Annotated in this window: 27 protein-coding genes, 5 pseudogenes and 1 riboswitch; of the genes and pseudogenes, 11 read left to right on the forward strand and 21 right to left on the reverse strand. The window is 37.1% G+C overall.

Features of this window, described 5'->3' with window-relative positions; genetic code table 11:
- Window positions 1-221 precede the first annotated feature (221 nt).
- From LFLEISCH_RS06270 to LFLEISCH_RS06325, 12 genes and pseudogenes are all read right to left on the reverse strand, one after another.
- Window positions 222-800 (reverse strand): annotated as a pseudogene (locus tag LFLEISCH_RS06270) (1-deoxy-D-xylulose-5-phosphate synthase N-terminal domain-containing protein); the annotation flags it as partial.
- A 236-nt stretch (window positions 801-1,036) separates the two neighbouring features.
- On the reverse strand, window positions 1,037-1,237 hold the full coding sequence (locus LFLEISCH_RS06275; RefSeq protein ID WP_007474297.1) for a cold-shock protein: 201 nt from the start codon (window positions 1,235-1,237) through the stop codon (window positions 1,037-1,039).
- A 183-nt stretch (window positions 1,238-1,420) separates the two neighbouring features.
- Window positions 1,421-2,302 (reverse strand): polyprenyl synthetase family protein, encoded by an 882-nt coding sequence (locus LFLEISCH_RS06280; RefSeq protein ID WP_007474298.1) that lies wholly within the window; start codon window positions 2,300-2,302, stop codon window positions 1,421-1,423.
- A gap of 2 nt (window positions 2,303-2,304) precedes the next feature.
- Window positions 2,305-2,535, reverse strand: a complete 231-nt coding sequence (gene xseB, locus LFLEISCH_RS06285; protein WP_007474300.1) for an exodeoxyribonuclease VII small subunit — start codon at window positions 2,533-2,535, stop codon at window positions 2,305-2,307.
- Window positions 2,536-3,879 (reverse strand): exodeoxyribonuclease VII large subunit, encoded by a 1,344-nt coding sequence (gene xseA, locus LFLEISCH_RS06290; RefSeq protein ID WP_040504786.1) that lies wholly within the window; start codon window positions 3,877-3,879, stop codon window positions 2,536-2,538. It lies immediately after the preceding gene.
- 15 nt (window positions 3,880-3,894) lie between these two features.
- Complete coding sequence (folD, locus tag LFLEISCH_RS06295) at window positions 3,895-4,749, reverse strand: bifunctional methylenetetrahydrofolate dehydrogenase/methenyltetrahydrofolate cyclohydrolase FolD (RefSeq protein WP_007474305.1); 855 nt, start codon at window positions 4,747-4,749, stop codon at window positions 3,895-3,897.
- Window positions 4,750-4,827: 78 nt separating this feature from the next.
- Window positions 4,828-5,212, reverse strand: a pseudogene (gene nusB / locus LFLEISCH_RS06300) (transcription antitermination factor NusB).
- Between the two features lie 21 nt (window positions 5,213-5,233).
- Complete coding sequence (locus tag LFLEISCH_RS06305) at window positions 5,234-5,641, reverse strand: Asp23/Gls24 family envelope stress response protein (RefSeq protein ID WP_007474310.1); 408 nt, start codon at window positions 5,639-5,641, stop codon at window positions 5,234-5,236.
- A gap of 2 nt (window positions 5,642-5,643) precedes the next feature.
- Window positions 5,644-7,007: pseudogene (accC, locus tag LFLEISCH_RS06310) on the reverse strand (acetyl-CoA carboxylase biotin carboxylase subunit).
- A 14-nt stretch (window positions 7,008-7,021) separates the two neighbouring features.
- Complete coding sequence (gene accB, locus LFLEISCH_RS06315) at window positions 7,022-7,498, reverse strand: acetyl-CoA carboxylase biotin carboxyl carrier protein (RefSeq protein ID WP_007474314.1); 477 nt, start codon at window positions 7,496-7,498, stop codon at window positions 7,022-7,024.
- 144 nt (window positions 7,499-7,642) lie between these two features.
- The gene (efp, locus tag LFLEISCH_RS06320) at window positions 7,643-8,200 is read right to left on the reverse strand and encodes an elongation factor P (protein ID WP_007474316.1); all 558 of its coding nucleotides are present in this window, start codon (window positions 8,198-8,200) and stop codon (window positions 7,643-7,645) included.
- A gap of 148 nt (window positions 8,201-8,348) precedes the next feature.
- The gene (locus LFLEISCH_RS06325) at window positions 8,349-9,410 is read right to left on the reverse strand and encodes a M24 family metallopeptidase (RefSeq protein WP_007474318.1); all 1,062 of its coding nucleotides are present in this window, start codon (window positions 9,408-9,410) and stop codon (window positions 8,349-8,351) included.
- A 311-nt stretch (window positions 9,411-9,721) separates the two neighbouring features.
- Here LFLEISCH_RS06325 and LFLEISCH_RS06330 point away from each other — a divergent pair, with 311 nt between their 5' ends.
- From LFLEISCH_RS06330 to LFLEISCH_RS06350, 5 genes are all read left to right on the forward strand, one after another.
- On the forward strand, window positions 9,722-10,630 hold the full coding sequence (locus LFLEISCH_RS06330; RefSeq protein ID WP_149022048.1) for a DUF1385 domain-containing protein: 909 nt from the start codon (window positions 9,722-9,724) through the stop codon (window positions 10,628-10,630).
- A gap of 6 nt (window positions 10,631-10,636) precedes the next feature.
- On the forward strand, window positions 10,637-10,912 hold the full coding sequence (locus tag LFLEISCH_RS06335) for a hypothetical protein (RefSeq protein ID WP_007474322.1): 276 nt from the start codon (window positions 10,637-10,639) through the stop codon (window positions 10,910-10,912).
- 43 nt (window positions 10,913-10,955) lie between these two features.
- Entirely contained in the window at window positions 10,956-11,339 is a 384-nt protein-coding gene (locus tag LFLEISCH_RS06340) for a rhodanese-like domain-containing protein (protein WP_007474324.1), read from the forward strand.
- A 105-nt stretch (window positions 11,340-11,444) separates the two neighbouring features.
- Complete coding sequence (locus tag LFLEISCH_RS06345) at window positions 11,445-12,068, forward strand: pentapeptide repeat-containing protein (protein WP_007474326.1); 624 nt, start codon at window positions 11,445-11,447, stop codon at window positions 12,066-12,068.
- 100 nt (window positions 12,069-12,168) lie between these two features.
- Complete coding sequence (locus LFLEISCH_RS06350; protein ID WP_007474328.1) at window positions 12,169-12,708, forward strand: hypothetical protein; 540 nt, start codon at window positions 12,169-12,171, stop codon at window positions 12,706-12,708.
- Between the two features lie 42 nt (window positions 12,709-12,750).
- Here the strand turns inward: LFLEISCH_RS06350 and gcvPB are convergent, their stop codons facing one another.
- From gcvPB to gcvT, 3 genes and pseudogenes are all read right to left on the reverse strand, one after another.
- Window positions 12,751-14,205, reverse strand: a complete 1,455-nt coding sequence (gene gcvPB / locus LFLEISCH_RS06355) for an aminomethyl-transferring glycine dehydrogenase subunit GcvPB (RefSeq protein WP_007474331.1) — start codon at window positions 14,203-14,205, stop codon at window positions 12,751-12,753.
- Complete coding sequence (gene gcvPA / locus LFLEISCH_RS06360) at window positions 14,202-15,560, reverse strand: aminomethyl-transferring glycine dehydrogenase subunit GcvPA (RefSeq protein WP_007474333.1); 1,359 nt, start codon at window positions 15,558-15,560, stop codon at window positions 14,202-14,204. The genes gcvPB and gcvPA overlap by 4 nt, the downstream gene beginning before the upstream one ends.
- Window positions 15,561-15,589: 29 nt before the next feature.
- A pseudogene (gene gcvT / locus LFLEISCH_RS06365) lies at window positions 15,590-16,676 on the reverse strand (glycine cleavage system aminomethyltransferase GcvT).
- A gap of 82 nt (window positions 16,677-16,758) precedes the next feature.
- A riboswitch (glycine riboswitch) is annotated at window positions 16,759-16,849 on the reverse strand.
- Between the two features lie 345 nt (window positions 16,850-17,194).
- On the opposite strand from gcvT, the gene comGA reads away from it, so the two are divergent.
- The 6 genes from comGA to comGF are packed head-to-tail and all read left to right on the forward strand — an operon-like array spanning window position 17,195 to window position 20,641.
- Window positions 17,195-18,163, forward strand: coding sequence for a competence type IV pilus ATPase ComGA (gene comGA / locus LFLEISCH_RS06370; RefSeq protein ID WP_007474337.1), 969 nt, complete (start codon window positions 17,195-17,197; stop codon window positions 18,161-18,163).
- A gap of 27 nt (window positions 18,164-18,190) precedes the next feature.
- A complete protein-coding gene (comGB, locus tag LFLEISCH_RS06375; RefSeq protein ID WP_007474339.1) occupies window positions 18,191-19,222 on the forward strand; it encodes a competence type IV pilus assembly protein ComGB in 1,032 nt (343 codons plus the stop codon).
- A 15-nt stretch (window positions 19,223-19,237) separates the two neighbouring features.
- Complete coding sequence (comGC, locus tag LFLEISCH_RS06380) at window positions 19,238-19,552, forward strand: competence type IV pilus major pilin ComGC (protein WP_007474342.1); 315 nt, start codon at window positions 19,238-19,240, stop codon at window positions 19,550-19,552.
- Window positions 19,536-19,964: a competence type IV pilus minor pilin ComGD gene (gene comGD, locus LFLEISCH_RS06385; protein WP_007474344.1), complete on the forward strand. Its 429-nt coding sequence runs from the start codon at window positions 19,536-19,538 to the stop codon at window positions 19,962-19,964. Before comGC ends, comGD begins: the two co-directional genes overlap by 17 nt.
- A complete protein-coding gene (locus LFLEISCH_RS06390; protein ID WP_007474346.1) occupies window positions 19,951-20,235 on the forward strand; it encodes a hypothetical protein in 285 nt (94 codons plus the stop codon). The genes comGD and LFLEISCH_RS06390 overlap by 14 nt, the downstream gene beginning before the upstream one ends.
- Window positions 20,189-20,641 carry a competence type IV pilus minor pilin ComGF gene (gene comGF, locus LFLEISCH_RS06395; RefSeq protein ID WP_007474348.1) on the forward strand — a complete coding sequence of 151 codons (453 nt, stop codon included), beginning with the start codon at window positions 20,189-20,191 and terminating at the stop codon, window positions 20,639-20,641. The genes LFLEISCH_RS06390 and comGF overlap by 47 nt, the downstream gene beginning before the upstream one ends.
- Window positions 20,642-20,845: 204 nt before the next feature.
- Here the strand turns inward: comGF and LFLEISCH_RS06400 are convergent, their stop codons facing one another.
- From LFLEISCH_RS06400 to rpmG, 6 genes and pseudogenes are all read right to left on the reverse strand, one after another.
- A complete protein-coding gene (locus tag LFLEISCH_RS06400) occupies window positions 20,846-21,943 on the reverse strand; it encodes a YqgU-like beta propeller domain-containing protein (RefSeq protein WP_007474350.1) in 1,098 nt (365 codons plus the stop codon).
- An 83-nt stretch (window positions 21,944-22,026) separates the two neighbouring features.
- The gene (locus LFLEISCH_RS06405; protein WP_007474352.1) at window positions 22,027-23,001 is read right to left on the reverse strand and encodes an ROK family glucokinase; all 975 of its coding nucleotides are present in this window, start codon (window positions 22,999-23,001) and stop codon (window positions 22,027-22,029) included.
- 23 nt (window positions 23,002-23,024) lie between these two features.
- Window positions 23,025-23,225 carry a YqgQ family protein gene (locus LFLEISCH_RS06410; RefSeq protein WP_007474354.1) on the reverse strand — a complete coding sequence of 67 codons (201 nt, stop codon included), beginning with the start codon at window positions 23,223-23,225 and terminating at the stop codon, window positions 23,025-23,027.
- A pseudogene (locus LFLEISCH_RS06415) lies at window positions 23,222-24,773 on the reverse strand (rhomboid family intramembrane serine protease). The gene LFLEISCH_RS06410 and the pseudogene LFLEISCH_RS06415 overlap by 4 nt, the downstream one beginning before the upstream one ends.
- A gap of 97 nt (window positions 24,774-24,870) precedes the next feature.
- Window positions 24,871-25,410 (reverse strand): 5-formyltetrahydrofolate cyclo-ligase, encoded by a 540-nt coding sequence (locus LFLEISCH_RS06420; protein WP_040504788.1) that lies wholly within the window; start codon window positions 25,408-25,410, stop codon window positions 24,871-24,873.
- Window positions 25,411-25,464: 54 nt separating this feature from the next.
- Entirely contained in the window at window positions 25,465-25,614 is a 150-nt protein-coding gene (gene rpmG / locus LFLEISCH_RS06425; RefSeq protein WP_003719608.1) for a 50S ribosomal protein L33, read from the reverse strand.
- Between the last annotated feature and the right edge of the window lie 149 nt (window positions 25,615-25,763).

Raw genomic sequence — 25,763 nt, forward strand, 5'->3', positions numbered from 1 at the left:
ACAACATGAATAAGCTGTTGGACCTTTTACTTTTTTGGTCAAATTCAAGGTTTGTAATTAAATCTTGATAATCATGCCCGATTCACCGGTCCTAAATACTGTGTCTGAACCCATTTCTTTCAAAAAAGGTTACCTTGAACAAGTAAATTAATTTAACGCTATCTTTTACTTCTTTCGGCAAAACCAGCAATTTTATCTCCTGCTGTTGGAATTTTTTTCATCGCTGCTTCTAAGTCTTTTTTCGCTCGTTTAAATTTCCCAGAAGTACGTAATTTACCAAGCATATTGTGCATAGCACCGACATTTGGGGCAATAGACATGTTATTATCATTTAAAATGACAATCACTTCTTTTCCCATATCACCTATGTGGTTCAATGCTTCTAGAGCCATTCCACCCGTTAAAGCCCCGTCCCCAATAATTGGAACAACATGAAAATGCTCATTTTTTATATCTCGAGCAATCGCCATCCCGGCTGCAGCTGAAAGAGAAGTGGAACTGTGTCCTGTTTCAAATACATCATGTGGCGACTCTTTTCTTTTCGGGAAGCCATCCAAGCCCCCTTGTTGCCTAAGTGTATCAAATTTATCTGCCCTACCCGTTAATATTTTATGCACATAAGATTGATGACCCACATCCCATATAAATTTATCTGATGGGCTTGTAAAAGCGTGGTGAAGTGCAATAGTAAGCTCTACCACACCTAAGTTAGGTCCAATATGACCACCAGTAACAGAGGTAGATTCAATAAGAAATTTTCGTATCTCTGCAGCTAGTTCTTCCATTTCGGGTATTGTCATATCTTTTAAGAAGGCAGGATCCTTAATTTTTAAAAGATCCAATTGAAACAGCTCGCTTTCCTAATAATTTAAAGTAGAATAATAAAAAACGCCCATTCATTAGGGCATATTCACGATTACTTGAAATCATTATATCATTTCCGCCCTATTTCACCAAGCAAATTCAAAAGGAAATGTATGGAAACAAAAAAAAGCAAATCTCAAATTGAGATTTGCTTTTGATTTTAAAATATTAATTACGCTTTGTTAACGTTAGCTGCTTGTGGTCCACGAGCGCCTTCTTCAACATCAAAAGTAACTGCTTGACCTTCGTCTAAGCTTTTAAAACCATCAGATTGGATAGCGCTGAAGTGTACGAATACATCGTCTCCACCTTCACGTTCGATAAATCCAAAACCTTTTTCTGCGTTAAACCATTTTACTGTACCTTGTTCCATTTTACATATTCCTCCTCGTGCTCCCGAGCACATTATATTGTACTATTCTTGCTTATGGCACGAGATGGAATGTTGTTCACAATCGTATCCTTACCCACAAAAATAATGCTATCTAAGCATATCATGTAAAAATCAAAAATGCAAATGATTACTTTTAAATAGTAAAAAAATTTTCACTACTATTCAATTATCTCGCTTTACAATTAAATCAGCAAGACCAATTAAGTAATCCGTTTTAAGTCCACTGTCCACAAGTGCCGCTATAGCCAGCGCGTAATGCTCATTAAGCGCCTTTTTGGCACCTTCTAGTGTTAATAAATTCGGATAGGTACTTTTTTGCTTTTTTTCATCAGAACCCGTTTCCTTACCAAGTTTAGCGGTATCACCTGTTACATCTAAGATATCATCGCATATTTGAAACGCAATACCAATTTGTTCAGCATAAACACTCAAACGTTCTTGTTCTTCTTGTGTCGCATCACCAAGTACACTACCTGCATATACAGACGCGTGCAGTAAAGCACCCGTTTTACGCGCATGAATGGATTTTAATTCTTCCAAGGTCAAATCCCTGTTTTCGCCCATTAAATCTGCTTGCTGTCCGCCAACCATACCAAGAGCGCCGGCATTTTTGGCATAGCGTTGAACGATTTTTATTCGTTTCTCCGCATTAATCGTTTCGTCACTTGCAATTTCTGAAAAAGCCATAGTGAGGAGGGCATCTCCTGCAAGAATAGCCGTTCCCTCATCAAATTTCTTATGGCTCGTTAATTGACCGCGACGATAATCGTCATCGTCCATCGCGGGTAAATCATCATGGATTAGGCTGTATGTATGAATCATTTCGACGGCACTTGCCGCATGTAAACCGAGATTTTTATCCCCTCTTAGCGCGTCAATCGTTGCAAATAGTAGTAGTGGCCGAATTCTTTTTCCACCAGCTAGTAGAGAATAGTGCATGGCTTCTTTTAATTTTGGTTCAATTGCTTCATTTTGAACCGCAGCAAAAAGTCGCTCCTCCAGTTTAGCTTTATATGTATCCATAAACATACGTAAATCCGTCAACGTTATTCACTCTCCACTTCAAACGGTTTTTCCTCGTCTGTTTCCGTCACAACTTTCGCCATTTTCTCCTCAGCCGCTTGTAGTTTCGTTTGACAAAGTTTAGTGAGCTCAATTCCTTTTTGATACATATCAAGCGACTCTTCTAATGAAGCATTGCCACTTTCTAAAGCCTCTACAATTGTTTCAAGTTCTTTCATCGCTTCTTCAAAAGTTTGTTGTTTTTTTGTCGCCATTTATTTTTCCTCCTCTTTGCTTGTCACATTTGCCGTAAAGGCACCGTCACTTAAGACCACCTTTACTTCATCCCCGAGCTCAAGTTGACTAACTTCCTTCACCAGTTCGCCTGCTTGATATGTCACCCCGTAACCCCTTTTTAGGAGGGAAAGCGGGCTTAAAAGTTCCAGCGCCGAAATATGCTTCTCAAATTCATAACGCTTCGACTTCACAATATCTGCTGCAGCCACTTGTAGTCTTTTGGCCATATCCAGCGTGTCGCGTCTTGCATCTACTACTAACTGCTTCGTGGACACAAGTTCAATACGATTGGAAAGTTGCGTGAGTTGCGTTTCTTTCTGCCAAAGTACTCGCGCAAAAGCGTTTTCCATCCGACCAGAAAAATAATCTAAACGTTCCGTCTGTTCATCCATTAATTTTCGTGGCCCGCGTAACAATAAGCGATCTCGCTTCGCTGCCAAATTTACTTCCGAACGTTCAAAAGTTTGCCGCATTAAATTTGTCAGTCGATATTTCCTCTCAAGAAGACGTTCTGTCAAATCTTTTTGGTGTGGAACCGCAAGTTCGGCTGCTGCTGTTGGGGTTGCTGCTCGCACATCCGCTGCGAAATCGGCAAGTGAAAAGTCCGTTTCATGACCAACCGCCGAAATAACAGGTACGTCTGAATCAAAGACAGATCGTACAACAATTTCTTCATTAAACGCCCAAAGTTCTTCAAGGGAGCCACCGCCGCGCCCGATAATCATAAGATCAATATCATTTCGTGCATTGATACGTGCGATGTTTTGCGCAATTTTTTGTGCCGCTGTATCGCCTTGTACAAGTGTTGGATAAACGAGCACCTCTACATTTGGCATCCGCCGGTGAAGGGTTGTTAAAATGTCACGGATAGCTGCTCCTGTTCCACTTGTTACAATCGCAATTTTAGAAGGGAAAGAAGGAAGCACTTTTTTATGCCTCGCATCAAAAAGTCCTTCCTTATCTAATTTAGCTTTTAATTGTTCAAATTGAACGTATAACGCTCCTACGCCATCCGGTTCCATGCTGTCGACATAAAATTGATAACGTCCTGCTTTATTGAAAACAGATACACGACCAGTTACCAATACATTCATGCCGTCTTCAGGCCGAAAAGGCAATTTGGCTACCGATTTTGCAAACATAACAGAGCGAAGCATGGCCGCTTCATCTTTTAACGTAAAATAAATATGGCCGCTCGCAGGTGTTTTTAAATTCGAGATTTCCCCTTTGACAAAAACTTGTTTTAAATAGGGATCTGCTTCAAATTTTCGTTCAATATATTTGGTTAGTGCTTCAACTGTTAAATATTTTTCTTGCAAAATCATCACGTCCATTTTTTATTGCTTATCAAATAATCTTTTTGCCGCTTTCAAAGTGTTGGAAAGTAGCATCGTGATTGTCATTGGACCAACTCCACCCGGTACAGGTGTAATAAAGCCCGCTTTTTGAAACACATCGTCATAATCGACATCCCCGCATAATTTATTATTTTCATCGCGGTCCATTCCAACATCAATGACAATAGCGCCTTCTTTTACATACTCTTTTTTAACAAATTTAGCTAGCCCAGTAGCCACAACCAAAATATCTGCTTCACTAGCGACTTCTGCTAAATTTTCTGTACGGCTATGTGCAATCGTAACAGTTGCATTTTCTTGTAATAAAAGTTGGGCAACAGGTTTCCCTACGATGTTGCTACGTCCGATGACAACTGCACGTTTTCCGGCAATCGTTTGACCAGTAGATTTGATAAGCTCGATAATTCCTGCTGGTGTGCACGGTACAAGAGAATCTTTGCCTACAAATAAATTTCCCACATTAAGAGGATGGAACCCGTCTACATCTTTCAAGACAGATATTGTGTCAATGACCTTTTCCTCCGAAATATGTTTAGGTAGTGGTAATTGAACTAAAATGCCATGAATGGTATCATCCTCGTTTAGTTCTTCCACAGTTTGAAGTAATTTTTCTTCTGATACATCTTCATCTAGTTCAATAAGTACTGACTTCATGCCGCTTTCTTCTGTGCGCTTTTGTTTATTTCTTACATATGTACGTGATGCTTGATTGTCCCCTACAAGAACTACTGCAAGCCCAGGCTGTTTGCCCTCACTTTTTAATCGACTTACCTCTTTTGTTACATTTTCTTGAATCTCTTTCGCTAATTTTTTTCCATCAATAACTTGTGCCATCTTCATTGCCCCCTTAAAAACTTATGATTAAATAGATTTGGTGAAAAAGTACTTCTCACCAAATCTAAAGTAAAACCACTAATCGTTTTGCGCAATATTTGCAAGTACACCATTGATAAATTTGCTAGCTTTCTCATCACTATATATTTTAGCAATTTCAATTGACTCGTTTAGACTTACACGGTCTGGAACATCTTCTAAAAATAAGCATTTCAAATGCACTAACACGTAAGATAGATAAATCCACTTTATTTAAGCGGCTTAGTTGCCAATTATCTAAATGTGTTTCGATTGTTTGATCAAGTTCGCTTTTATGTTCCGCTACACCAGTTACAAGCGTCTCAACATAATCATCTTGTTCCTCATCCATGACATTTTGAATCGCCTGGTCTGTAGTCATTTCGTTCAACTCCATTTGGAACAATGCTTGAAGCGCTCTTTCGCGAGCTTCTCTTCTTTTCATTTTAAAACTCCTTTATACCTCTTAAAATGTTAGGTCATCAAAAGAAAGCGATTCTGTTTTTTCAAATTGAACGCCTACAATGTGAACATTGACTTCTAACACATGAAGTCCTGTCATACTATAAATTGTATCGCGCACGGTGTTTTGGATGCTTTCCGCTACAAGTGGTATGCTTGCACCAAACAATACCGTGCAATAAATTTCAACTGTAATACCTTCTTCTAATAAATCTACTTTAACACCTTTACGATAGTTGACAGCACCGCCAAAACGTTCACGCATTTCAGTTGCAAAACCGCCTTGCATGGCTGCTACTTGTTCAACTTCATTGGCAGCAAGACCTGCAATAACACCAATGACTTCTGGCGCAATTTCAATTTTCCCAAGTGGCTCATCTTGTCCTTTACGTAAATCTTTTGTGTAGGCCATAATTAATCCTCCTCAGTATTTTTCATTACATCATTTTTTTCTAAAATTTCGTATTGAAATCTCCTGAACGAAATGCCTCTGTTTCGAGTACTTTTATATGGAATGGAATCGTTGAAGGAATGCCATCAATTGCAAATTCTGAAAGAGCTCGCTTCATTTTCTCCACAACTTCTTCTCGTGTATCTGCATAACAAATTAATTTGGCAATCATCGAATCATAAAATGGTGGGATTTTATAGTTTGGGTAAGCTGCTGAATCAATACGTACCCCGTTCCCACCTGGTGGTAAATAAAACTTAATTTCACCTGGTGCTGGCATAAAATTACGTTCTGGGTTTTCGGCATTAATACGGCATTCCATTGCCCAACCTGACAGCTTAACATCTTGTTGTTTAATACCTAACTCCTCACCTGATGCCACTAAAAATTGTTGTTTGACTAAATCAATACCCGTTACAAGTTCTGTAACTGGATGCTCTACTTGAATTCGCGTGTTCATCTCCATGAAATAGAAGCTTTTTTCTTTTGGTTCGTAAATAAATTCGATTGTTCCAGCGCCGGAATAATGCACAGCTTTTGCCGCTTTCACTGCGGCACGCCCCATTTTTTGTCTTGTTTTTTCATCAAGAGCTGGTGAGGGACTTTCTTCGATTAATTTTTGCAAACGTCGTTGAATAGTACAGTCGCGTTCACCAAGATGGATGACATTTCCATGATTATCCGCCATGATTTGAATTTCAACATGTCGAAAATCTTCTATAAATTTTTCAATGTAAACGCCTGGGTCTCCAAAAGCGGCCTCAGCTTCGGCTTGGGTAGTTTTGATACCGGAAACTAATTTTTCTTCATTTTCCGCAACACGAATCCCTTTTCCTCCACCACCTGCTGTCGCTTTAATAATAACAGGATAGCCAATTTTTTTAGCAATTTTCTTTCCTTCTTCGGCATCTTGAACAATGCCTTGTGAACCCGGAACAACTGGAACTCCAGCTTTTCTCATGGTTTCACGTGCAACATCTTTTGTCCCCATTTGCGAAATCGCTTCCGCACTTGGTCCGATAAAAGTGATGTTGCAATCTGCACATAGATCAGCAAAATCAGCGTTTTCTGCTAAAAAACCATATCCTGGATGAATGGCGTCGCATTTCGTTAAAACAGCAACACTAATAATATTAGACATATTTAAGTAACTATCTTTCGTCGCAGCTGGACCTACGCAGTAAGCTTCATCAGCTAATTGACTATGTAGGGCATCTCGGTCAGCTTCTGAATAAATAGCAACAGTTTCAATTCCCATCTCTTTTGCAGCACGAATAATACGAACGGCAATTTCGCCTCGATTGGCAATCAATACTTTTTTAATCATTCTCGCATTACTCCTTATTTTTTTCTAACTTTAAAGAGAGGTTGACCAAATTCAACAAGTTCCCCGTTAGAAACTAAAATTTCAGCAATCTCACCATTTAAATCAGCTGTAATTTCATTAAATAGTTTCATTGCTTCTACTACACAAACAACTGTATTGTTTGATACTTGTGATCCGATTTCAACAAATGGTGGTTCTCCCGGGCTACCTGAAGCATAAAATGTTCCTACCATTGGTGATGTAATAACTTCTAAGTCAGTCGCATTAGATGGTGCTTCTGCTACAACCGGAGTCTCCACTTGCTCTGCCACCACAACTTGTTTTGCAATTTCAGGCGATGTTGCATGTTCTTTTTCACTCGGTGTAAAGGTGACTACCTCGCTGTTTTTCTTTATAGATAATTTTGTTCCCTCTTGGTCTAATTCAAATTCATTTAAATTGGAATCATCAATCAGCGTAATAAGCTGTTTAATATCATCAAATGATAGCATTTTTTTCTACACTCCTTAACATATCTAGATCACAAACTAACTTCATTGTACCATAATTTCTTTTTAAAAGGATAAATCGCATGCTTATATTTCAATTTTTTGCAAAGAAATAGTACTTACCGTTTGATAAGTACTACCTCGTTATTATGCACGTGATACATAACTTGCTTCTGTTGTGTTAATCACAAGTGTATCCCCTTCATTTACGAAGAAAGGCACTTGTACAACTAAGCCTGTTTCAAGCGTCGCTGGTTTAGAACCACCTGATGAGGTATCACCTTTAATACCAGGTTCTGTTTCAGCTACTTTTAATTCTACGGTGTTTGGCAAATCAACACCAATTGTCTCACCTTGATACATCACAATATTAATTTCCATATTTTCTTTTAGGAATTTAAGTTCATATTCAATTTGTGTTGCTGGTAATTCGATTTGCTCATAAGATTCATTATCCATAAAAACGTGATTAGTGCCATCTGCATATAAATATTGCATTTTGCGGTTATCAATTTGGGCTTTGGCTACTTTCTCACCGCCACGGAATGTTTTTTCCTGAATCGCACCCGTACGTAAATTGCGTAGTTTAGAGCGAACAAAAGCTGCACCCTTACCTGGCTTCACGTGTTGAAAATCCAAAACGCGCCAAATCCCATTATCTACTTCAATTGTAAGACCAGTACGAAAATCGTTAACTGAAATCATCTTTTTTCCTCCTGTAAATTCCATTTTCATATGGAATAAAAGTTCTTCCAGAATAGCATCTAGCATTTATTTGTAATGCCGACCAGTCTGGTTCTTTTGTATGTCCTTTCTTATTTAACCATAAATTGCCGAAAGATACAAAGAAATTTTATAAAATAATAAGCTCTTTTGGTGAATGAATTAAGACCTCATTCCCTGTTTCTGTGATTAAAATATCGTCCTCGATACGTACACCGCCAATTCCAGCTAAATAAATGCCTGGTTCATCAGTCACTACATTTCCAGCAACTAATTTTTGCGGACTCTTCATCGATAAATTAGGACCTTCATGAATCTCTAAACCAATGCCATGCCCTAATGAATGCCCAAAAGCGTCACCATAACCATGCGAGGCGATGTGATCCCGCGCAATTTTGTCAGCTTCAATTCCGGACATGCCTGGTTTTAAAGCCTCTATTACTTTTAACTGGGCATCTAGTGTAATTTGATAGATTTCTTTCAGTTTCTCACTTGGCTCACCCATAGAAATTGTTCGTGTCATGTCTGAACAATAACCATTATAGTAGCAACCATAATCCATGGTCACAAAATCACCTGTTTCAATTTTCTTATCCGATGCAACTCCGTGTGGTAGCGCTGAACGGACACCACTTGCTACAATCGTATCAAAAGAGGAAGATGTTGCACCTTGTTTACGCATAAAAAATTCTAACTCGTTTGAAACTTCAAGTTCTGACATCCCTACTTTTATAAAACGAATAATATGATCAAATGAAGCATCTGCAATCTCACAGGCTGTGCGAATTTCTTTTAATTCTTTTTCAGTTTTTACTTGACGCATGGCTTCAAAAAAGCCTTGAACCGGAGAAAGTTCAGCAGAAAATGTTTCTTCCATACCTTTAAATTCCGCAACTGTCACATAAGCTTCTTCAAAAGAGAGCATTTTAACACCGTTTTTAACGAGTAAATCTTCTACTGTTTCAAAAATCGGACCTTGGTGTTTGACAATTTCATAGCCAACAGCTTGTTTGCCCGCTTGTTCTGTATAACGAAAGTCCGTCACAAAATAAGCTTTTTGAGGTAAGATAAGAGCTACTCCACTTGTACCAGTAAAACCAGAAACATAACGTCTATTATACTCGCTAGTTACAAGAACTGCTTCCATTTTTTTATCCGCGAGTGCATGTTGAATTTTTGCTAATTGATTCATTTTTTAACTTCCTCCCTTATATGTAGCTTACGCGTTTTATTTTACCATAAATGACACGCAAAAACCCATCCGAGAGCTGGATGAGTTTTTACGGTATACTTTATTAGTGAAGTGAGGTAAATCAGCCCAAAACGCACTGGACTACTATTTTTATAACCTTTTTCGACTAATTTAAAACATTCAGGTAAAACGCAGTAATTTCTACACGTTCCTGTGGTATAATAAATCTTTAGAAATCATAAAGGCTGGTGAATTTGTTGAAAGAAACACAAAAACCTGCTTATGGCGGTCAAGCAGTCGTTGAAGGCGTCATGTTTGGCGGCAAAAAGCAAACCGTCACAGCCATTCGCAGACTAGACGGCACATTTGAGTTTTTTTATTTAGAAAAAAATAGCCCTAAATGGGTAAAGAATTTAAAACGCGTTCCTTTTATAAGAGGTATTGTTGCCTTGGTTGAATCTAGCGCAATTGGATCAAAGCATCTTACATTTGCCACGGATCGTTATGATGAGGATCCGAATCAACCTGAAAGTGAAGAGAAGATTGAAAAAAAAGAATCTAAGGTTGCAATGTGGCTTGGTGTGGCAGTTATTGGCGTCTTATCTTTTATTTTTGCAAAATTTGTTATGACGCTCATTCCTGTTTTCCTTGCTCAATTATTCCGTTTCCTAGTTCCAGGTGATGTAGGACAAGTTATTCTAGAAAGCTTTTTTAAGCTACTTCTTTTATTAACGTATATTTTTGCTATTTCTCAGACCCCTATTATTAAACGCGTATTTCAGTATCATGGTTCAGAGCATAAGGTAATCAATTGCTATGAAAATAATCTTCCGCTAACAGTTTCAAATGTACAAAAGCAGTCTCGCCTTCACTATCGTTGTGGCAGTAGCTTTATTTTATTCACTGTTATTGTAGGAATGTTCATTTACTTTTTAGTCCCAACTGATCCGCTCTGGTTACGTGTCGTAGATCGTATTTTACTCATTCCAGTTGTTTTAGGCGTAGCTTTTGAAGTCTTGCAACTGACGAATAAATGCCGAAATATCCCTGTTTTACGTTTCTTAGGATATCCTGGTTTATGGTTGCAACTTATTACAACCAAAGAGCCAGAGGATGACCAAGTAGAGGTTGCGATTGCTTCCTTTAATGAGCTGTTGCGCATTGAAAAAGAAGGTGTACAAGAAGTTGATTTACCCCAAAATCTAGAGTTATTGGAGTAGGTATTAATGAAAAAATCTTCAAAAATCATTTTAACGCTCATTATATCCCTTTGTCTTATAGGGATTTTTACAGGCGGGGCTATTTCATTTTTAACCCTTCTTGTCATCGGGGCTATTTCACTAGCCCTACTCTTTCTTGTATTTCATTTTATCGCCGCTCCGAAAGAGTCTGGTTACAAAAAAGCAGTTAAGCAATCTAAACGTTTACACCCCAAAAGGGAACAAGCTGTTTCAAAAAAGAAAAAATCTTCCTTTAAAGTCATTGATGGAGGGAAAAAATAAGTTATAATAGAGATGATGTTTCACTAGAAAGGAGTTTACTGAATTGGATTTTAGTTGGATTTTAGCTATTGCCATTTTACTGATTTTACTTGGTTATGAAGTTTATCAGCTTATTATGCGCAAAAAAGCCATTACGGTTTTAACAGAAGATGAATTTAAAGAGGGGTACCGAAAAGCACAACTTATTGATGTGCGAGAACCAAATGAATTTGACGGCGGTCATATTTTAGGTGCTAGAAACATTCCGGTTACACAATTAAAACAACGTATTTCGGAATTCCGTAAAGATCAACCTATTTATTTGTATTGTCAATCCGCACAGCGTAGCAACCGCGCTGGTATTATGCTTTATAAGCGTGGCTACCGCAATATTTATCAATTAAAGGGCGGTTTCCGTAAATGGAAAGGTAAAACAAAAGCAAAATAAACCAAGAGCCGCCTCCTAGGAGTCGGCTCTCAGCTTGTAAAAAAACTCAAATTTCACGCAAAGTAAAACGGCGCGCGACAAAAAATGATAAAAGGAGTCCTCTTTATGCCAAAAATTATTGCACCAAAAATCCCAAGCTCACTTACACCAGCCTTAGAAGCTGATTTTACGGATAATTATACAAAACAAACAAAGTTTACAGGTACTTTCCCTATCAGAGAGACTGAACAACTTGTGATTGACCAATCTTGTTTTATAAATGTCTTTTTTGAAGCTAATCATTATCCCAAAATGGATTTAACAGATGTACGTTTTGAAAAAAGCAACCTGTCTAATTTATCGCTCTACTCGAGCACCCTTCATCGCGTTTCGTTTCATGATTGCAAATTAACAGGAGCTGACTTATCGGATAGTTTACTTCATAATGTTCTCTTTGAAAATTGTGTTCTTGATTTAGCTGGCTTTAGTTTTACAAAATTTAAGGCTGTCAATTTCACAAATTGCGAACTGACTGGTGCTGAATTTGAAAGCGCTGATTTCAAGCAATTCTCCTTTCAAAAATGTCAATTGACGGATTGTCTCTTTTCCAATACATCATTAAACGGTCTTGACTTCACGAATTGCCACTTTGATAAGCTAACCGCTTCGATTGATTCTCTAAAAGGTTTAAAAGTAACAGAAGAGCAAGCTCTTAAATTAGCGACGCTCCTTGGTATTGTCATTGAATAAAATCAGACCTAGTACTGATTTCGTTTCCGCCCTTTGATGGTTTAAATCCCTTTCTTTTCTAGGTAAAATACAAGTATCGATATAAAAAGGGGATTACATAATGAAAATATACATACTTTTAACAAACACAAACACTTTACTTGCTAGAACGATCCAAAAATCAACTGGTTTTCCGTTTTCTCATGTATCACTTGCGCTTGATTCATCACTTTTTTATACATATAGTTTTGGGAGAAAAAGTGATTTAAATCCATTTCAAGCGGGCTTTGTTCGAGAAAACATGTATGATCCGCTATTTCAAAATGCCACTTGTACAATTTACGAGCTTTCTGTTTCAGAAGAAAAATTTTCTCAGATTAAACATTCTATTCACCATATGAAAAAGAATGAAAAACATTATCGTTATAATTTTTTAGGCTTGTTCGCTTTATTATTTCAAATACCATACAAGCGCGCTAATTACATGTTCTGCAGTCAATTTGTTGGTCAAACCTTATTAGAAGCAGATATTTCAATTGATGATATTCCGCCTGAATTTTTAAGGCCCAGTGACTTCAGCGCGTTTGCACCATTAAATGAAATTTTTTCTGGCCAATTAAAAGATTATCCTATTTTCGAAAAAGAAACTTGTATTGCATAAAAAGAACCGGAGAGCAAGTAAACTCACTCTCCGGTTCTTTTTTTATTTTTGATAACGAAGTACCGGTTTTCTTGCAGCACGAGTTTCATCAAGACGCTTGACATATGTCGCATGCGGAGCTTCTTGAACGATTTCCGGATCGTTTTCAGCCTCTTCTGCAATTTGTAACATGGTATCAATAAATTTATCCAACGTTTCCTTCGACTCAGTTTCAGTCGGTTCAATCATCATCGCTTCTTCCACAATTAATGGGAAGTAAACAGTTGGCGGATGGAAATTATGGTCTAACAACCGTTTAGCAATATCTGTTGTTCTAACGCCCAGTTTCTTTTGACGGTTGCCGCTAAGGACAAATTCGTGTTTGCAGACTTGGTCGAATGGTAAATCAAACGCTTTTTCAAGTCGGCGCATCATATAATTCGCGTTTAGTACGGCGTATTCGGTTACTTTTTTGAGTCCGTCTGGGCCCATTGTGCGGATATACGTATACGCCCGGACATTAATTCCGAAATTTCCATAATATGGTTTTACGCGTCCAATCGATTGCGGGTAGTTATAATCAAACGTATAGCCACCCTCTTCTTTTGTCAGAACTGGCGTAGGCAAGAATGGTATTAAATCTTTTTTAATCCCAATAGGACCAGAACCAGGGCCACCGCCGCCGTGCGGGCCAGTAAATGTTTTGTGGAGATTTAAATGAACAACATCAAATCCCATATCGCCTGGGCGAACTTTTGACATTATTGCGTTTAAGTTGGCTCCGTCATAATAAAGTTTTCCACCTGCTGCATGAATAATTTCAGCAATTTCTACAATATCTTTTTCAAAAAGGCCAAGTGTGTTTGGATTCGTAAGCATGAGTGCAGCGGTATCGTCACCCACAACTGTACGTAAATCTTCTACATCAACAAGTCCTTTTTCATTTGATTTAACGGTGACAACTTCAAATCCTGCGACAGTTGCAGAAGCTGGATTTGTACCATGTGCAGAATCTGGAATAATAACTTTTGTACGTTTCGTATCACCATTTGCCTCATGATACGCGCGAATAAGCATAAGCCCCGTCCATTCGCCTTGTGCGCCTGCCGCTGGTTGTAGCGTCACCTCGTCCATACCTGTAATCTCAACTAAGCTCGTTTGTAAATCGTATAAAAGCGCCATCGCACCTTGCACAGAACTTTCAGGTTGATACGGATGAATATTGGCAAATCCTGGGAAACGCGCTACTTTTTCATTAATTTTCGGATTATATTTCATCGTACAAGAGCCGAGCGGATAAAATCCTGAGTCTACCCCGAAATTATGATTAGAGAGCTCTGTGTAATGACGCATAATTTCAAGTTCACTAAGCTCCGGTAAATCCGCCTTTTCAGAACGAATATAGCTCGCACTAAAAATATCCTCTAAATTCGTTTCTGGAACATCTTTTTCAGGTAAACTAAAACCGATACGCCCTGGCACAGAACGTTCAAATACAAGTTTCATCGTTTCACTCATTTTACACCCTCCAAACTCTCTACTAATGCGGTAATAAAGGCATCGATTTCATCTTTCGTACGCATTTCAGTTACTGCGACAAGCATATGACCAGCATATTTCGGTGCATAAAGTCCTAAATCAAAACCACCAATAAAACCTGCATTTAAGAGTGCTTCATTGATGTCTTTTACTGGTTCATCTAGCTTCACGACAAACTCATTAAAGAACGCGTCTGAAAATAGAACGGTAAAACCTGCATCTTGAAACGCTTTTTTTGCATAGTGAGCTTTATCAATGTTTTGTTTTGCCATTTCAGGTAAACCGCTTTGGCCAAGCGCGACCATCGCAACTGAAGAGGCTAACGCATTTAACGCCTGATTCGAACAAATGTTAGAAGTGGCCTTATCACGGCGAATATGCTGCTCTCTTGCTTGAAGCGTAAGTACATAACCACGTTTACCATTTTCATCCACTGTTTCCCCAACTAATCGTCCGGGAACTTTACGCATTAACTTCGTGGTACATGCAAAGTAGCCACAATGCGGCCCTCCAAATGATTCAGGAATCCCAAATACCTGTGTATCCCCTGCTACAATATCAGCCCCAAATGCACCTGGTGGGGTTAAAATACCTAAAGCTAGTGGATTACTTGAAACGATAAGTAGACCTTTTTGTTCATGAACAATTGCTTCAATCGCCGCTAAATCTTCTACTTGACCGTAAAAATTCGGATAACCCACTATAAAACCAGCTACTTCATCACTCATAGCCGATTCAAGTGCAGCTAAATCTGTTTTGCCTTCTGTCTCAGGAACAAGCTCTACTTCTACATGTTGACCGCTTGCATAAGTTTTAATAACATTTATAGATTCAGGGTGAACTGCTTCAGATACTAAAATTTTCTTTCGTTTGGTATGACCTGCTGCAAGCATTGCGCCTTCAGCAAGTGAAGTTCCACCGTCATACATCGAAGAGTTAGCTAAATCCATACCGGTTAGTTCGGCAATCATAGTCTGAAACTCAAAAATAGCTTGTAATTCCCCTTGCGAAATTTCTGGCTGGTACGGGGTATACGCCGTATAAAATTCAGAACGTGAAATAACATGGTCTACAATCGTCGGAATATAGTGCGAATAAACACCAGCTCCTAGAAAAGAAGCCGTCTCCACCGTATTAACATTTTGCGCCGCTAGTTTCGTTAGTTCTCGTAATAAATTCGGCTCTGAAATAGCTGGCTTTAAATCATACTCTCGATTAAATCTAATTTTTTCCGGAATATCCGTGAATAAATCTTGAATAGAACTAGCACCAATCGCCTCTAACATTTCTTTTTCATCTTGCTCTGTCATTGGTAAATAGCGAAATTTTGACATGTTCTTTCCTCCTTTTAATAGCTTAAAACTTATTTTGCGCGTTTATAAAATGGCGTTTCGACAACTACTGCTTTTAGTTTTTTATTTCGAACTAAAACTTCCAGTTCACGTCCAAGTTCTGCATACTCTGATTCGATTAAAGCAAGTCCTAAATTTTTGCCTAAAGTAGGTGACTGCGTGCCTGAAGTGATTTTACCGATTTCTTTATCGCCCGCATAAACTAAATAATCATGTCTTGGTATTCCGCGATCCAGTAGTTCGACTCCAACTAATTTACGTGGTACGCCTGCTTCTTTTTGGGCAATTAAAGCGGCTTTTCCGATAAAGTCCGGTTCTTTTTTTTAATTTTACGGCGAAATTAACGCCTGCTTCTAGTGGTGTGATATCTTTTGATAATTCTTGGCCATAAAGAGCCAAATTAGCTTCAAAGCGTAATGTATCACGCGCACCAAGACCAATGGGTTTAGCTCCTGCCTCAACAATTGCAAGAAACACTTGGATGGCGTCTTGTGCTGGCATATAAATTTCAAAACCGTCTTCTCCTGTGTAGCCACTTCGCGAAATAATCGCATCAACGCCAACTACTTTTTCTTCTACAAAACCAAAGAAAGGGATAGCGGATAAGTCAGCTTCTGTAAGCGTTTGAACTAATTTTTCCGCATTCGGTCCTTGAACGGCTAGTTGCCCGTACTCGCCTGAAACATTTTCTACTTTTACATCCTCGCTCACATGTTCTTTTAACCAGTTAAAATCTTTTTCGATATTTGCTGCATTCACGACGAGTAAATAATCTTCATCATTTCGTTTATACACGACAAGGTCATCCACTGCGCCCCCGTCTTCGTAGCACATAATATTATATTGAGCACGTCCGTCTTTGATATTTGAAATATTATTCGTTAACATTTTTTCTAAGTATGCCGTACTTTCTTTCCCCGTTACATGAATTTCGCCCATGTGCGAGACGTCAAATACGCCTACATCTGTACGAACGGTTTCATGTTCGGCTTTAATCCCTGCAAATTGTACTGGTAAATCCCATCCCCCAAAATCAATTGTTTTTGCGCCAAATTTTTCATAAATCGGATGAAGCGGTGTTTGTAATAAATCTGTCAAAATGAAAACCTCCTTTTAATTTTAAGCATAGGAAAAAGGCTTACTTAAATCATAAGCCCTGTCGTAAAAAACTCCAGAGTTGCGTCCCATAAACATCCTTTTGCCTGAGAGTTTCACATACTTTATGCTTTCCCCGTCGGCGCTGTTATAACAGTCTCTCTGTTTATTTTCAACCGCGTTTTACATATGTATATTGCCCTTTCCTATAGCTTATCACGCCTTGCAACGTTCGGCAAATAATACGTTTTTACATATTAAAAAGTAGAATAACAAACAATCGTTCGTAATGAAAAGGCTTTATTTGAAACACACGTTTGAAATGTACGCATAGTTATAAAATTCACAAACTTTTAAGGGTTAAAAATTTTTTTTATGGCTTGTGGTTTCATTTTGAAAACAATTAGGTGGCTGAATCTAAAAAAATGACTTGAAAATGGTTTTATTGGCTAGAAACTCATTTTAGACCAAAAAGGATTTAAGCTTGATGCGGCGAATATAATTAGCAAGAGGTGAATTTAATGCCCCAACTTTTTTTAGACTCTATGCTGGAACAATGTCTTGCACTCGGCGCAAGTGACTTACATCTACATCCCGCAACATCCCACTATCTTGTAAGAATTCGTGTTTCTGGTCATTTGCATCCTTTTAAAAATATTTCCTTTTCGCTTGGTGATAAGTTAATTTCATTCTTAAAGTTTAATGCTCAAATGGACATCGGCGAAAAACGAAAGCCACAATCTGGTCAATATGAACGAGTTCTTCATAATCAAAAAGCATCTTTGCGAGTCTCGACACTTCCGAATAAAACAGGGAGAGAGAGTATGGTACTTCGTGTTTATCGTTACGCGGAGCCTCTTCCTTTTTTAGAAACTTCCCTTTTCCGTGGTACAGCAAAAGCTATTTTTCAAAGTTGCGAGTCACAAACAGGTCTTTTTCTATTTTCAGGTAGTACAGGAAGTGGTAAATCAACGTCAATGTATAGCCTTGTTTCAGACCTTACGCATCAGACTGAAAAACAAGTGATTACAATTGAAGATCCTGTTGAGCATTATCACCAAGATTTCTTACAAGTCGAAGTCAATGAACGGGCTGGTCTAACCTACGGAACGATTATCCGCTCCATTTTGCGTCACGACCCTGATGTTCTTATCATTGGAGAAATACGTGATGCTGAAACGGCTCAAATGGCCATTAGAGCGGCTTTAACTGGTCATCTTGTGATTAGTACCATTCATGCCAGCAGTTTAACCGGAGTAATAGCTCGTTTGGAAGAATTAGGTGTTTCTAAAGAGAACTTAAGGCATTGTTTGCTTGGCATAAGCTTTCAAAAAATCCAGGCCCTCCATTGTCCTTTATGCCAAGGCTCCTGTCAGCTATATTGTAAGCATTTACCTAGAAAAAGAACTGTTCTTTATGAAGTCGAAACGGAACAAAATAAGCTTAAACGTATGCTAGAGGCCAAAAAGACGGGCCTATTTTATCCTTAAATAAGCAATTACAGAAAGGATTTTGCTATGGTTTTTTTTAATTCTATCGATTGGAATAAAGACGGAGATTTTTTAATTCGACTTTCTGAACTCTTAAATAAAGGTTTCCCAATTGATGTTGCCATTGCGTATCTCGCTATTACTTCAAAAAACGATCAAAAGCGTTATCAAATCCTTTTAAATACCCTCAATACCGGTGAAAATTTTTCGCTAGCATTAGAAAAGGCCAGTTTCCCGACCTTTATTACAGCACCCGTACTATACGCAAATGAACATGGGTATTTTAATGAAACGTTATATGAATGTGGCAAACTTTTAAAAAGGAAAGCTGAACAACAAAAGGCTCTAAAAAAGACTTTCCAATATCCAGCTGTTCTTTTTTCAACAGTCATTATTGTTTTCTTTTTGTTACGCATTTTCCTATTGCCTAAATTTGCTCTGCTTTTCAAGCAATTATCTAGTAGCGAGAATAGTTCAAGCCAATTTTCCAACTTTCTACTCCAACAACTGCCTATCATTTTATTTGGGGTTATGCTTGCCTGTTTCTTATTATTTTTATTAATCTTACGTAGAAGTAAGCGCAAAGAGGCTTTGAAACGCGCTTTATTTTTTAGCAAAATCCCTCTTGTCTCTAGTTTTACCCGAATCCATTATTCTCAACTATTTGCTAGAGAGTGCGGCTACTTATTAAAAAGCGGACTATCCATTCAAGAAACTTTTCAACTTTTTATGAAAAAACAATCCAACTCATTTTTCATGGAAATTGGAAAACATTTTACTACACGCCTAGAACTAGGTGAAACATTTACGGAAGCCTCGCAAACAATTGGTATATTGGAGCAAGAACTTGTTTATATTATCCAGCACGGTGAAAAAAACGGTACTTTATCTGATGAACTTTTGTTCTATTACGATTTTTGTCATAGTAAGATGCTCGAAAAAACGGAAAAATTATTTAGTTATATTCAACCTGCCGTTTTTCTTGTTATCGGTATTTTAATTATTTCAATTTATCTGTCGATTCTCTATCCCATGTTTTCGATGGTTAATCAAATATAAAGAGGAGTGTTTTTAATGTTTAAAATCAATTGGAAAGATGAGCGTGCATTTACTTTAGTTGAAATGTTAATTGTTCTTTTAGTGGTTAGTGTCTTGTTACTTCTCACGATTCCAAATATCGTCAAACAAAGCAAATCCATAAATGATAAAGGATGTACCGCATTTATTTCAGTTGTCGAAAGCCAAGTACAAGCTTATCAATTAGAATTCAACCAAGTTCCTAGTTTTGCAGATTTACTTTCGAAAGGTTATTTATCTGAGGATCAAAAAAGTTGCCCAAATGGCAAAAATGTAAGAATTGACGCTTCTGGAAATGTTAGAGAAGAATAATAAAAATGGTTTTACATTGATTGAAATGCTACTAGTCCTAATGATAAGTAGCATAACCATTCAATTATCCATCACTCCTATGCACCAGCTAATCAGTAAAATTTCTGAAAAAGAAATGATTGAGCAAATTAAAGCAGATATCTATTTAGCTCAAACTATTGCGATTACAAGTAAAAAACGTACAGAAATCATTTTCAAAGAAGACGAGTTTCAAGTTATCATCGATGGAAATGTTCATTATACGGAAACTTATCCTCCATCGATGAAGATTGTTCAAGTTGAAAAGTTTCAATTTTTGCCAGAATCCGGCCACATTAATCGATTCACAACGGTTTTTTTGAATGGAGGCGCGCAAAACTACAAATGGATTTTCCAAATTGGGAAAGGACGTTTTAGAGTTGAAGAAACCTAATGGATTTACTTTACTTGAAAGTGTTTTTTCGCTTAGCTTATTACTCCTAGTCACTGTATTTATGGCCCCACTCATCTTATCCATGTTAAAGCAACTAGATGCCGAAAGAGATCTAACTACACTCTACCAACATTTAGCAGATCAAGTAGATTTTCACGATACTCTCCCTTTTAAAAAAGAAATAAATGGCTATTTTATCGAACAAATAAATGAGGAGGAAATTTGTGGCTGGTCTAGAAAAAACAAAAAATGTATCACCCTGCCTAAATAAAAATGGATTTACCTTGTTAGAATCTATCCTTTCTTTAGTCGTGACCATCATTATTTTTTCATTGGTCCCCTTCTTATTACAAACTGAAAAAAGGATCATTGAGGCAACAAATATTACACATAGTAGCGAATGGCATATCTTTTTAAAACAATTACGCCAAGAAATCGGAAATAATGAACTTGCTATTCGTACGGAAAACAAATTTTGTACGCTCTCAGAAAAAGAAGTATGTTTTGAATTTTATAAAGATGTGGTTCGTAAACAAGTGGATGGGAAAGGGCATGAGCCACTTTTAACCAATATCGGTAAATTTTCTTTTTCTATTCATCAAACTTCTCTGTTAATCAATGCTGAAACTATTTCAAATAAAAAATTCTCAACACATATATATATTGAGCGGGAGTGAGGCTATTATAAAAAATGGTTTTTCTTTACCTATTACGTTATTTATTCTTTTTATTACACTACTCATACTAACAAGTATGGTTACACTTTTTAGCCGTCAAATGGAATTTGAGCATCGCTGGCAAATGGATTACAAGCAGCAAATACAAATTTCTAATAAAAATACACGCTAAATCAAATAATGCTCATTTGATTTAGCGTGTCATTAGTAAATTCGTTCTGATGAGGACACTAGATTAGAAATTTGGCCATCTTTAACTGATATAAGTTGCTCGAATTGATAACCATACAAGAGTTTCTTACCATCTGGCGAGCTAACAATTGGTTTATTGTCCATAAGATCCATAATTACATCTCGAGTTTTATTTTTAGGGTTCACCATAACAAGACGATATTCATTCCCGTTTGGACTTACCTTTTTACTTTCATAGGGTTCGAAAGTTAGAAATATTTTATCAGTAAAATTAACATCAAAATAAGGAATAAAGGTTCCTAATTCATCATACTCTCTTGGCATTTGATATTTATATATCGTTTGAAATCCTATAGTACGAAAATCGTATGTTACTTCTTTCGAATTTGCTGACCTTTCAGTTGTTAATAAAACATTATGACTAACAGCAAATTGTAAAATATTAGCTACAATAAGACTTTCCGGTTCTTGGTCTCTAGAGTCTTCCAGATAAAGGTTTCCAAGTTCATTTTGCAAATCTTTGTGATTCACTACATATAAATTATCACTATACCAACTAACAAATGGTGACGTTGTAGAAATTTTTTTAAGTTCATTCGTTTCAGTATCAATAAGATGGGCCGAATAAGCAAAATTTTGATCGAATATAATCATCATAATTTTATTTACAGACTCCGGGTTCCAGTAAAAATTAGCCGACATCGGTTCCATATCTTTACTCATGACCATTGAACCATCACTGGATTGATAAACCGACAAATTAACTTTGTCATCATTTTGAATCGCATAAACGAGAAACTGTGTAGAATCTGGACTAAGTTGTACGTCAGAAATTAAACTATTCATAGTAAGTATAGATTTTTCTTTTCCAGAAAAAATATTATATTTTATGAAAACTGTGCTTTTTCCTTTTTTAGCCTGAATCAAAACACTGTCATTTGTGAGCCAACCTACTACTCTAACAAATTTTTGTTTACTTGTCGGAAAAGGCTTTACAACTTCACTTTCTTCCTTCTTTACAACCGTTTGATTCGCTGTAGAGCACCCAAATGAAATAGATGTTAGTGTTAAAATAAAAATGGCTACAATGAATAATTGTCTTCTTTTCATCTCGAGCCTCCAATCTGTTTATCTATCCTTAAAAATACCCTTTTTAGAATAAGCTAAAACTAGATTAGATGCTACTTTTATATTTATTCTTCTTCGTCCGTAGGGAGTGCTAACCAAGCTGCTCCTATAACACCTGCATCATTTCCTTTTGTTGCAATTGAAATGGCTGTGGATTCACGAACTGCAGGAAATACCATTGTCTCAAAATAATTTGTAACTGGCGTTAAAAGTGCATCACCTGCTGCTGAAACTCCGCCACCAATGATAATTTTCTCTGGATTTAGCATGTTACCAATATGGCTTAGTGCTAATGCAAGATAGAATGAAATTTTGTCTACAACTAATTTAGCTAACGCATCTTCTTCTCTTTCCAAATCAAATACTAATTTAGCAGTTATTTCTTCCTTATTTTTTATGGCATCTAATAGCTTAGAATCACCGTTAAATTCTTTTGCTAAGTCTTTCGCTACTCGAACAATACCAGTAGCTGAAGCAATGGTTTCGAGACAACCTTTTTTACCACATGTACAGTCGTAGCCGTCTTTAGGTTCCACTGTTACATGCCCTATTTCACCAGCTGCACCTTTTACGCCATGTAAAATTTTTCCTTCTGCAAAAATACCGCCGCCTACACCTGTACCTAGTGTGACAAAGACAACATTTGCTCCACCTTCACCAGCGCCTTTCCAGCGTTCTCCTAAAGCAGCGACATTGGCATCATTATCTAAATAAACTTTTAATCCTGTTATTCGGCTCAGGTCTTCTGATACATTCTGTTCATCCACCCAGTTTAAATTATAAGCACCCTTTACAGTGCCCTTTTCATAGTTGACTGCACCGGGAGTCCCCATACCGATTCCGTAAAATTCATTGTTATCAATTTGGAGGTCTGTTAATTTTTGATTTAAACTGTCGCCAATATCACGAACTATTTTTGAACCATTATCTTCAATGTTTGTTTTGATTGTCCATTTTTCAGCGATCTCGCCATCCTTCGTCAAAATCGCGATTTTTGCAGTTGTTCCACCTAAATCAATACCAATTAACTTTTTGTCCATGTTCCTTAGTCTCCTTTTATTTACTATTTTTTTTTCTGTTCTTTTATTAATTCTTGCTTTAAAATCCCTCTTGCTACAGCATAAATATCTCTATCAAGAATTTGATGTTTAAATAGTTCTGTTAATTCATGCTCCATCATTTCAATATCATATTCTCGCTTTCCTAAATAGATAATAATACCGTATTTTTTTAATAATTGGGCTACATCATAAACAGATTTCATAGCGCTCCCTCTAACTGATTTGAATTTTTTAGTTGATTATAGAAATCTAAAAAGAGTTTGTCATCGGATAAGTCTTTTGCTTGTTCCGCTTCTTTTAATGCATTATCATGGTCCCCTTTTCGTAAATACGTCAGAGCTAAAATATAATGCGCTTGTGGAATGTCTGGATTTAGAAAAATCGCCTCTTTAGCCGCTGCTTCTGCACGATTATATTGTTTATTTTGCAAGGCATCACTTGCTATAAGCGTATACGTGTATTCATCTGCACTGTTTGTTTTTAATAAATAGGTAACAATTTTATTGGCTTCTTTGGTATTATCCTTTTGAAAATAGGATTGTGCAATACTATTTGATAACGCAGGATTTTGAACTTCACCGGCCCGATTATATCCCATGATTAAAAATAAGACTGTTAAAAATATAAATCCTACTCCGTAAAAAACACGTCGCCAGTGAAAATACTGTAAGGGTAAAGAAAGGGCTCCTGCTATGAAAAAGCCACCTACTAAACCGCCTACATGTCCTGCTAAATCAATACCAACTGCAAAAATATCAATGATTAAGTTAATAACAACTAAGGCCGCAATACTAGAACCGATAGTTTTAGCATATAAATGAGGTTTTAAAACAACTAGATACAGCAGTGCTCCAAATAGGGCAAAAACAGCAGTACTCGAGCCAACAGCTACATTTGTATTCAGTGCAAAACTCGCAATATTTCCTGCAATTCCCCCTACCAAAAGAATAACTATGTAGCGCCACCTACCGTAAATCTTTTCAGCCCACGGACCCACAATATATATCATTAAACAGTTAGCTGCAATGTGCATAAGGCCAGTATGGAGAAAAATAGGTGAGATAAAGCGCCACCATTCGCCTTGATAAATAAGGGGATTAAACTTGGCCCCGTACTCTACAAGCGTGAAAGTATGAAGAGACATATCTTTAAAGAACACCCATAGAAAATAAGCGATTTGCATGGCAATAAAAGTATAAGTGATATAAGGCTTTTCTTTTCTCGCGTTTTGCTGCTCTTCTGTTACTTTTTTTGTGATATAGTTAATAACTGTTTGTCGTTCCTCAGCTACTCTTTCTTCGGTTATTTCGCCTGTTATGTTAAATGTCCCTTGTGGTATATTTAATTGTTTCTCTAAGTCTTCTAATTTTTGCTCCGCATGTTCTGTTGCAATTAAAAAGTTTTGAAGCGTTATTTTTTTCATTTTTTCCCGTCAATCTTTCTTCAAAAACAGGTTTTTCCCCCACAGGTTCAAAAGGGCTAATATAAATGTTAACGAGCGATAGTTTTAGCCTACCCATTTGTTTGCGAAGATTTTCAGCCACATTAAAAACGTGGGTCACATCTCGCTCCACTACACTTGCCCACCCTAATTCACGCATTTGAATGCGAATAACAGGCCGGTCTTTTTTATTCGGATTGTCTAGCCATAATTCTTGCTTTTCTTCGTGTAAATGAATAAGACGATAGTTTTCTTGCCCTAAAAAATAGTTCGTTAACAGCCAGAAAACATAATTATCTTGGAGGCTCAAAAAATTCCCTGCTTTCTCTCTAAAATTACAGATTACATTTACTACTATACGCAAAAAAACAGGCCTTGTAAACAATCAAACCTGTTTTTGCGTTATCTTAATCCACTAAAATTTTATCTACTGGAATATCATGCTTTTCATGCTCTAAATGATTGGATAGCTGTTCATTAAAGCAAAGTGAAATGGTCTTATTAGGATATGTCTCTAGATACCGATCATAAAAACCACCGCCAAATCCAATTCTATAGCCAGAATCATTGTAAACAACACCTGGAACTATTAATAAATCAATTTCATCTTTTGGTATTAACTTCGCATCTTCCTTAGGTTCTTTTAAGCCTAGTTTTTTCTTAGCGAGCAAATCCCCTTCTTTATATTGTCGAAATTGCATGCTTCGCTCTGGATAAATGGTTTCTGGAATCGCTACGATTTTTTGATCCATAAAAGCTTTTTCAATTATAAAAGCGGTGTCGACTTCCGGAAATCTTGACATTGTAACACCGATAACTGCTGCTTCTTGCCATTCTTTCTTTTTAAAAAGTTGATTAGAAAGCGCAATAGAACGACGTTTATGCTCTTTTTTATCCATCTGATTGAGTAGAGAAAGGGTTTTCTCACGTAATTCTTTTTTATTCATAAGCTCAGGAAAACCTCCTTTTAAATAAAAAAGCAACAGGGGAAATCCTGCTGCTTACTTTGTTTCGCGGTGTAAAGTTACACGACGCAATCTTGGACAATATTTTTTTAGTTCAATACGTTCAGGATTTTCACGTTTATTTTTAGTCGTAATATAGTTACGATCGCCGCACTCCGTGCATTCTAAAGTAATGTTTACGCGCATTGTTTTCCCTCCAACTCTATCAGAAAAATTATTTATAGACCTGTATTATAATATCATTTTTACGCTACTTCTGCAAGGTTCCATATGATTTTCTTTTTATTTTCTTTACAAATTATAAAAGGCATGGTCTTTTAAGATGGTTTATGTTA

This window comes from Listeria fleischmannii subsp. fleischmannii LU2006-1, assembly GCF_000344175.1.
GTDB classification, from domain to species: domain Bacteria; phylum Bacillota; class Bacilli; order Lactobacillales; family Listeriaceae; genus Listeria; species Listeria fleischmannii.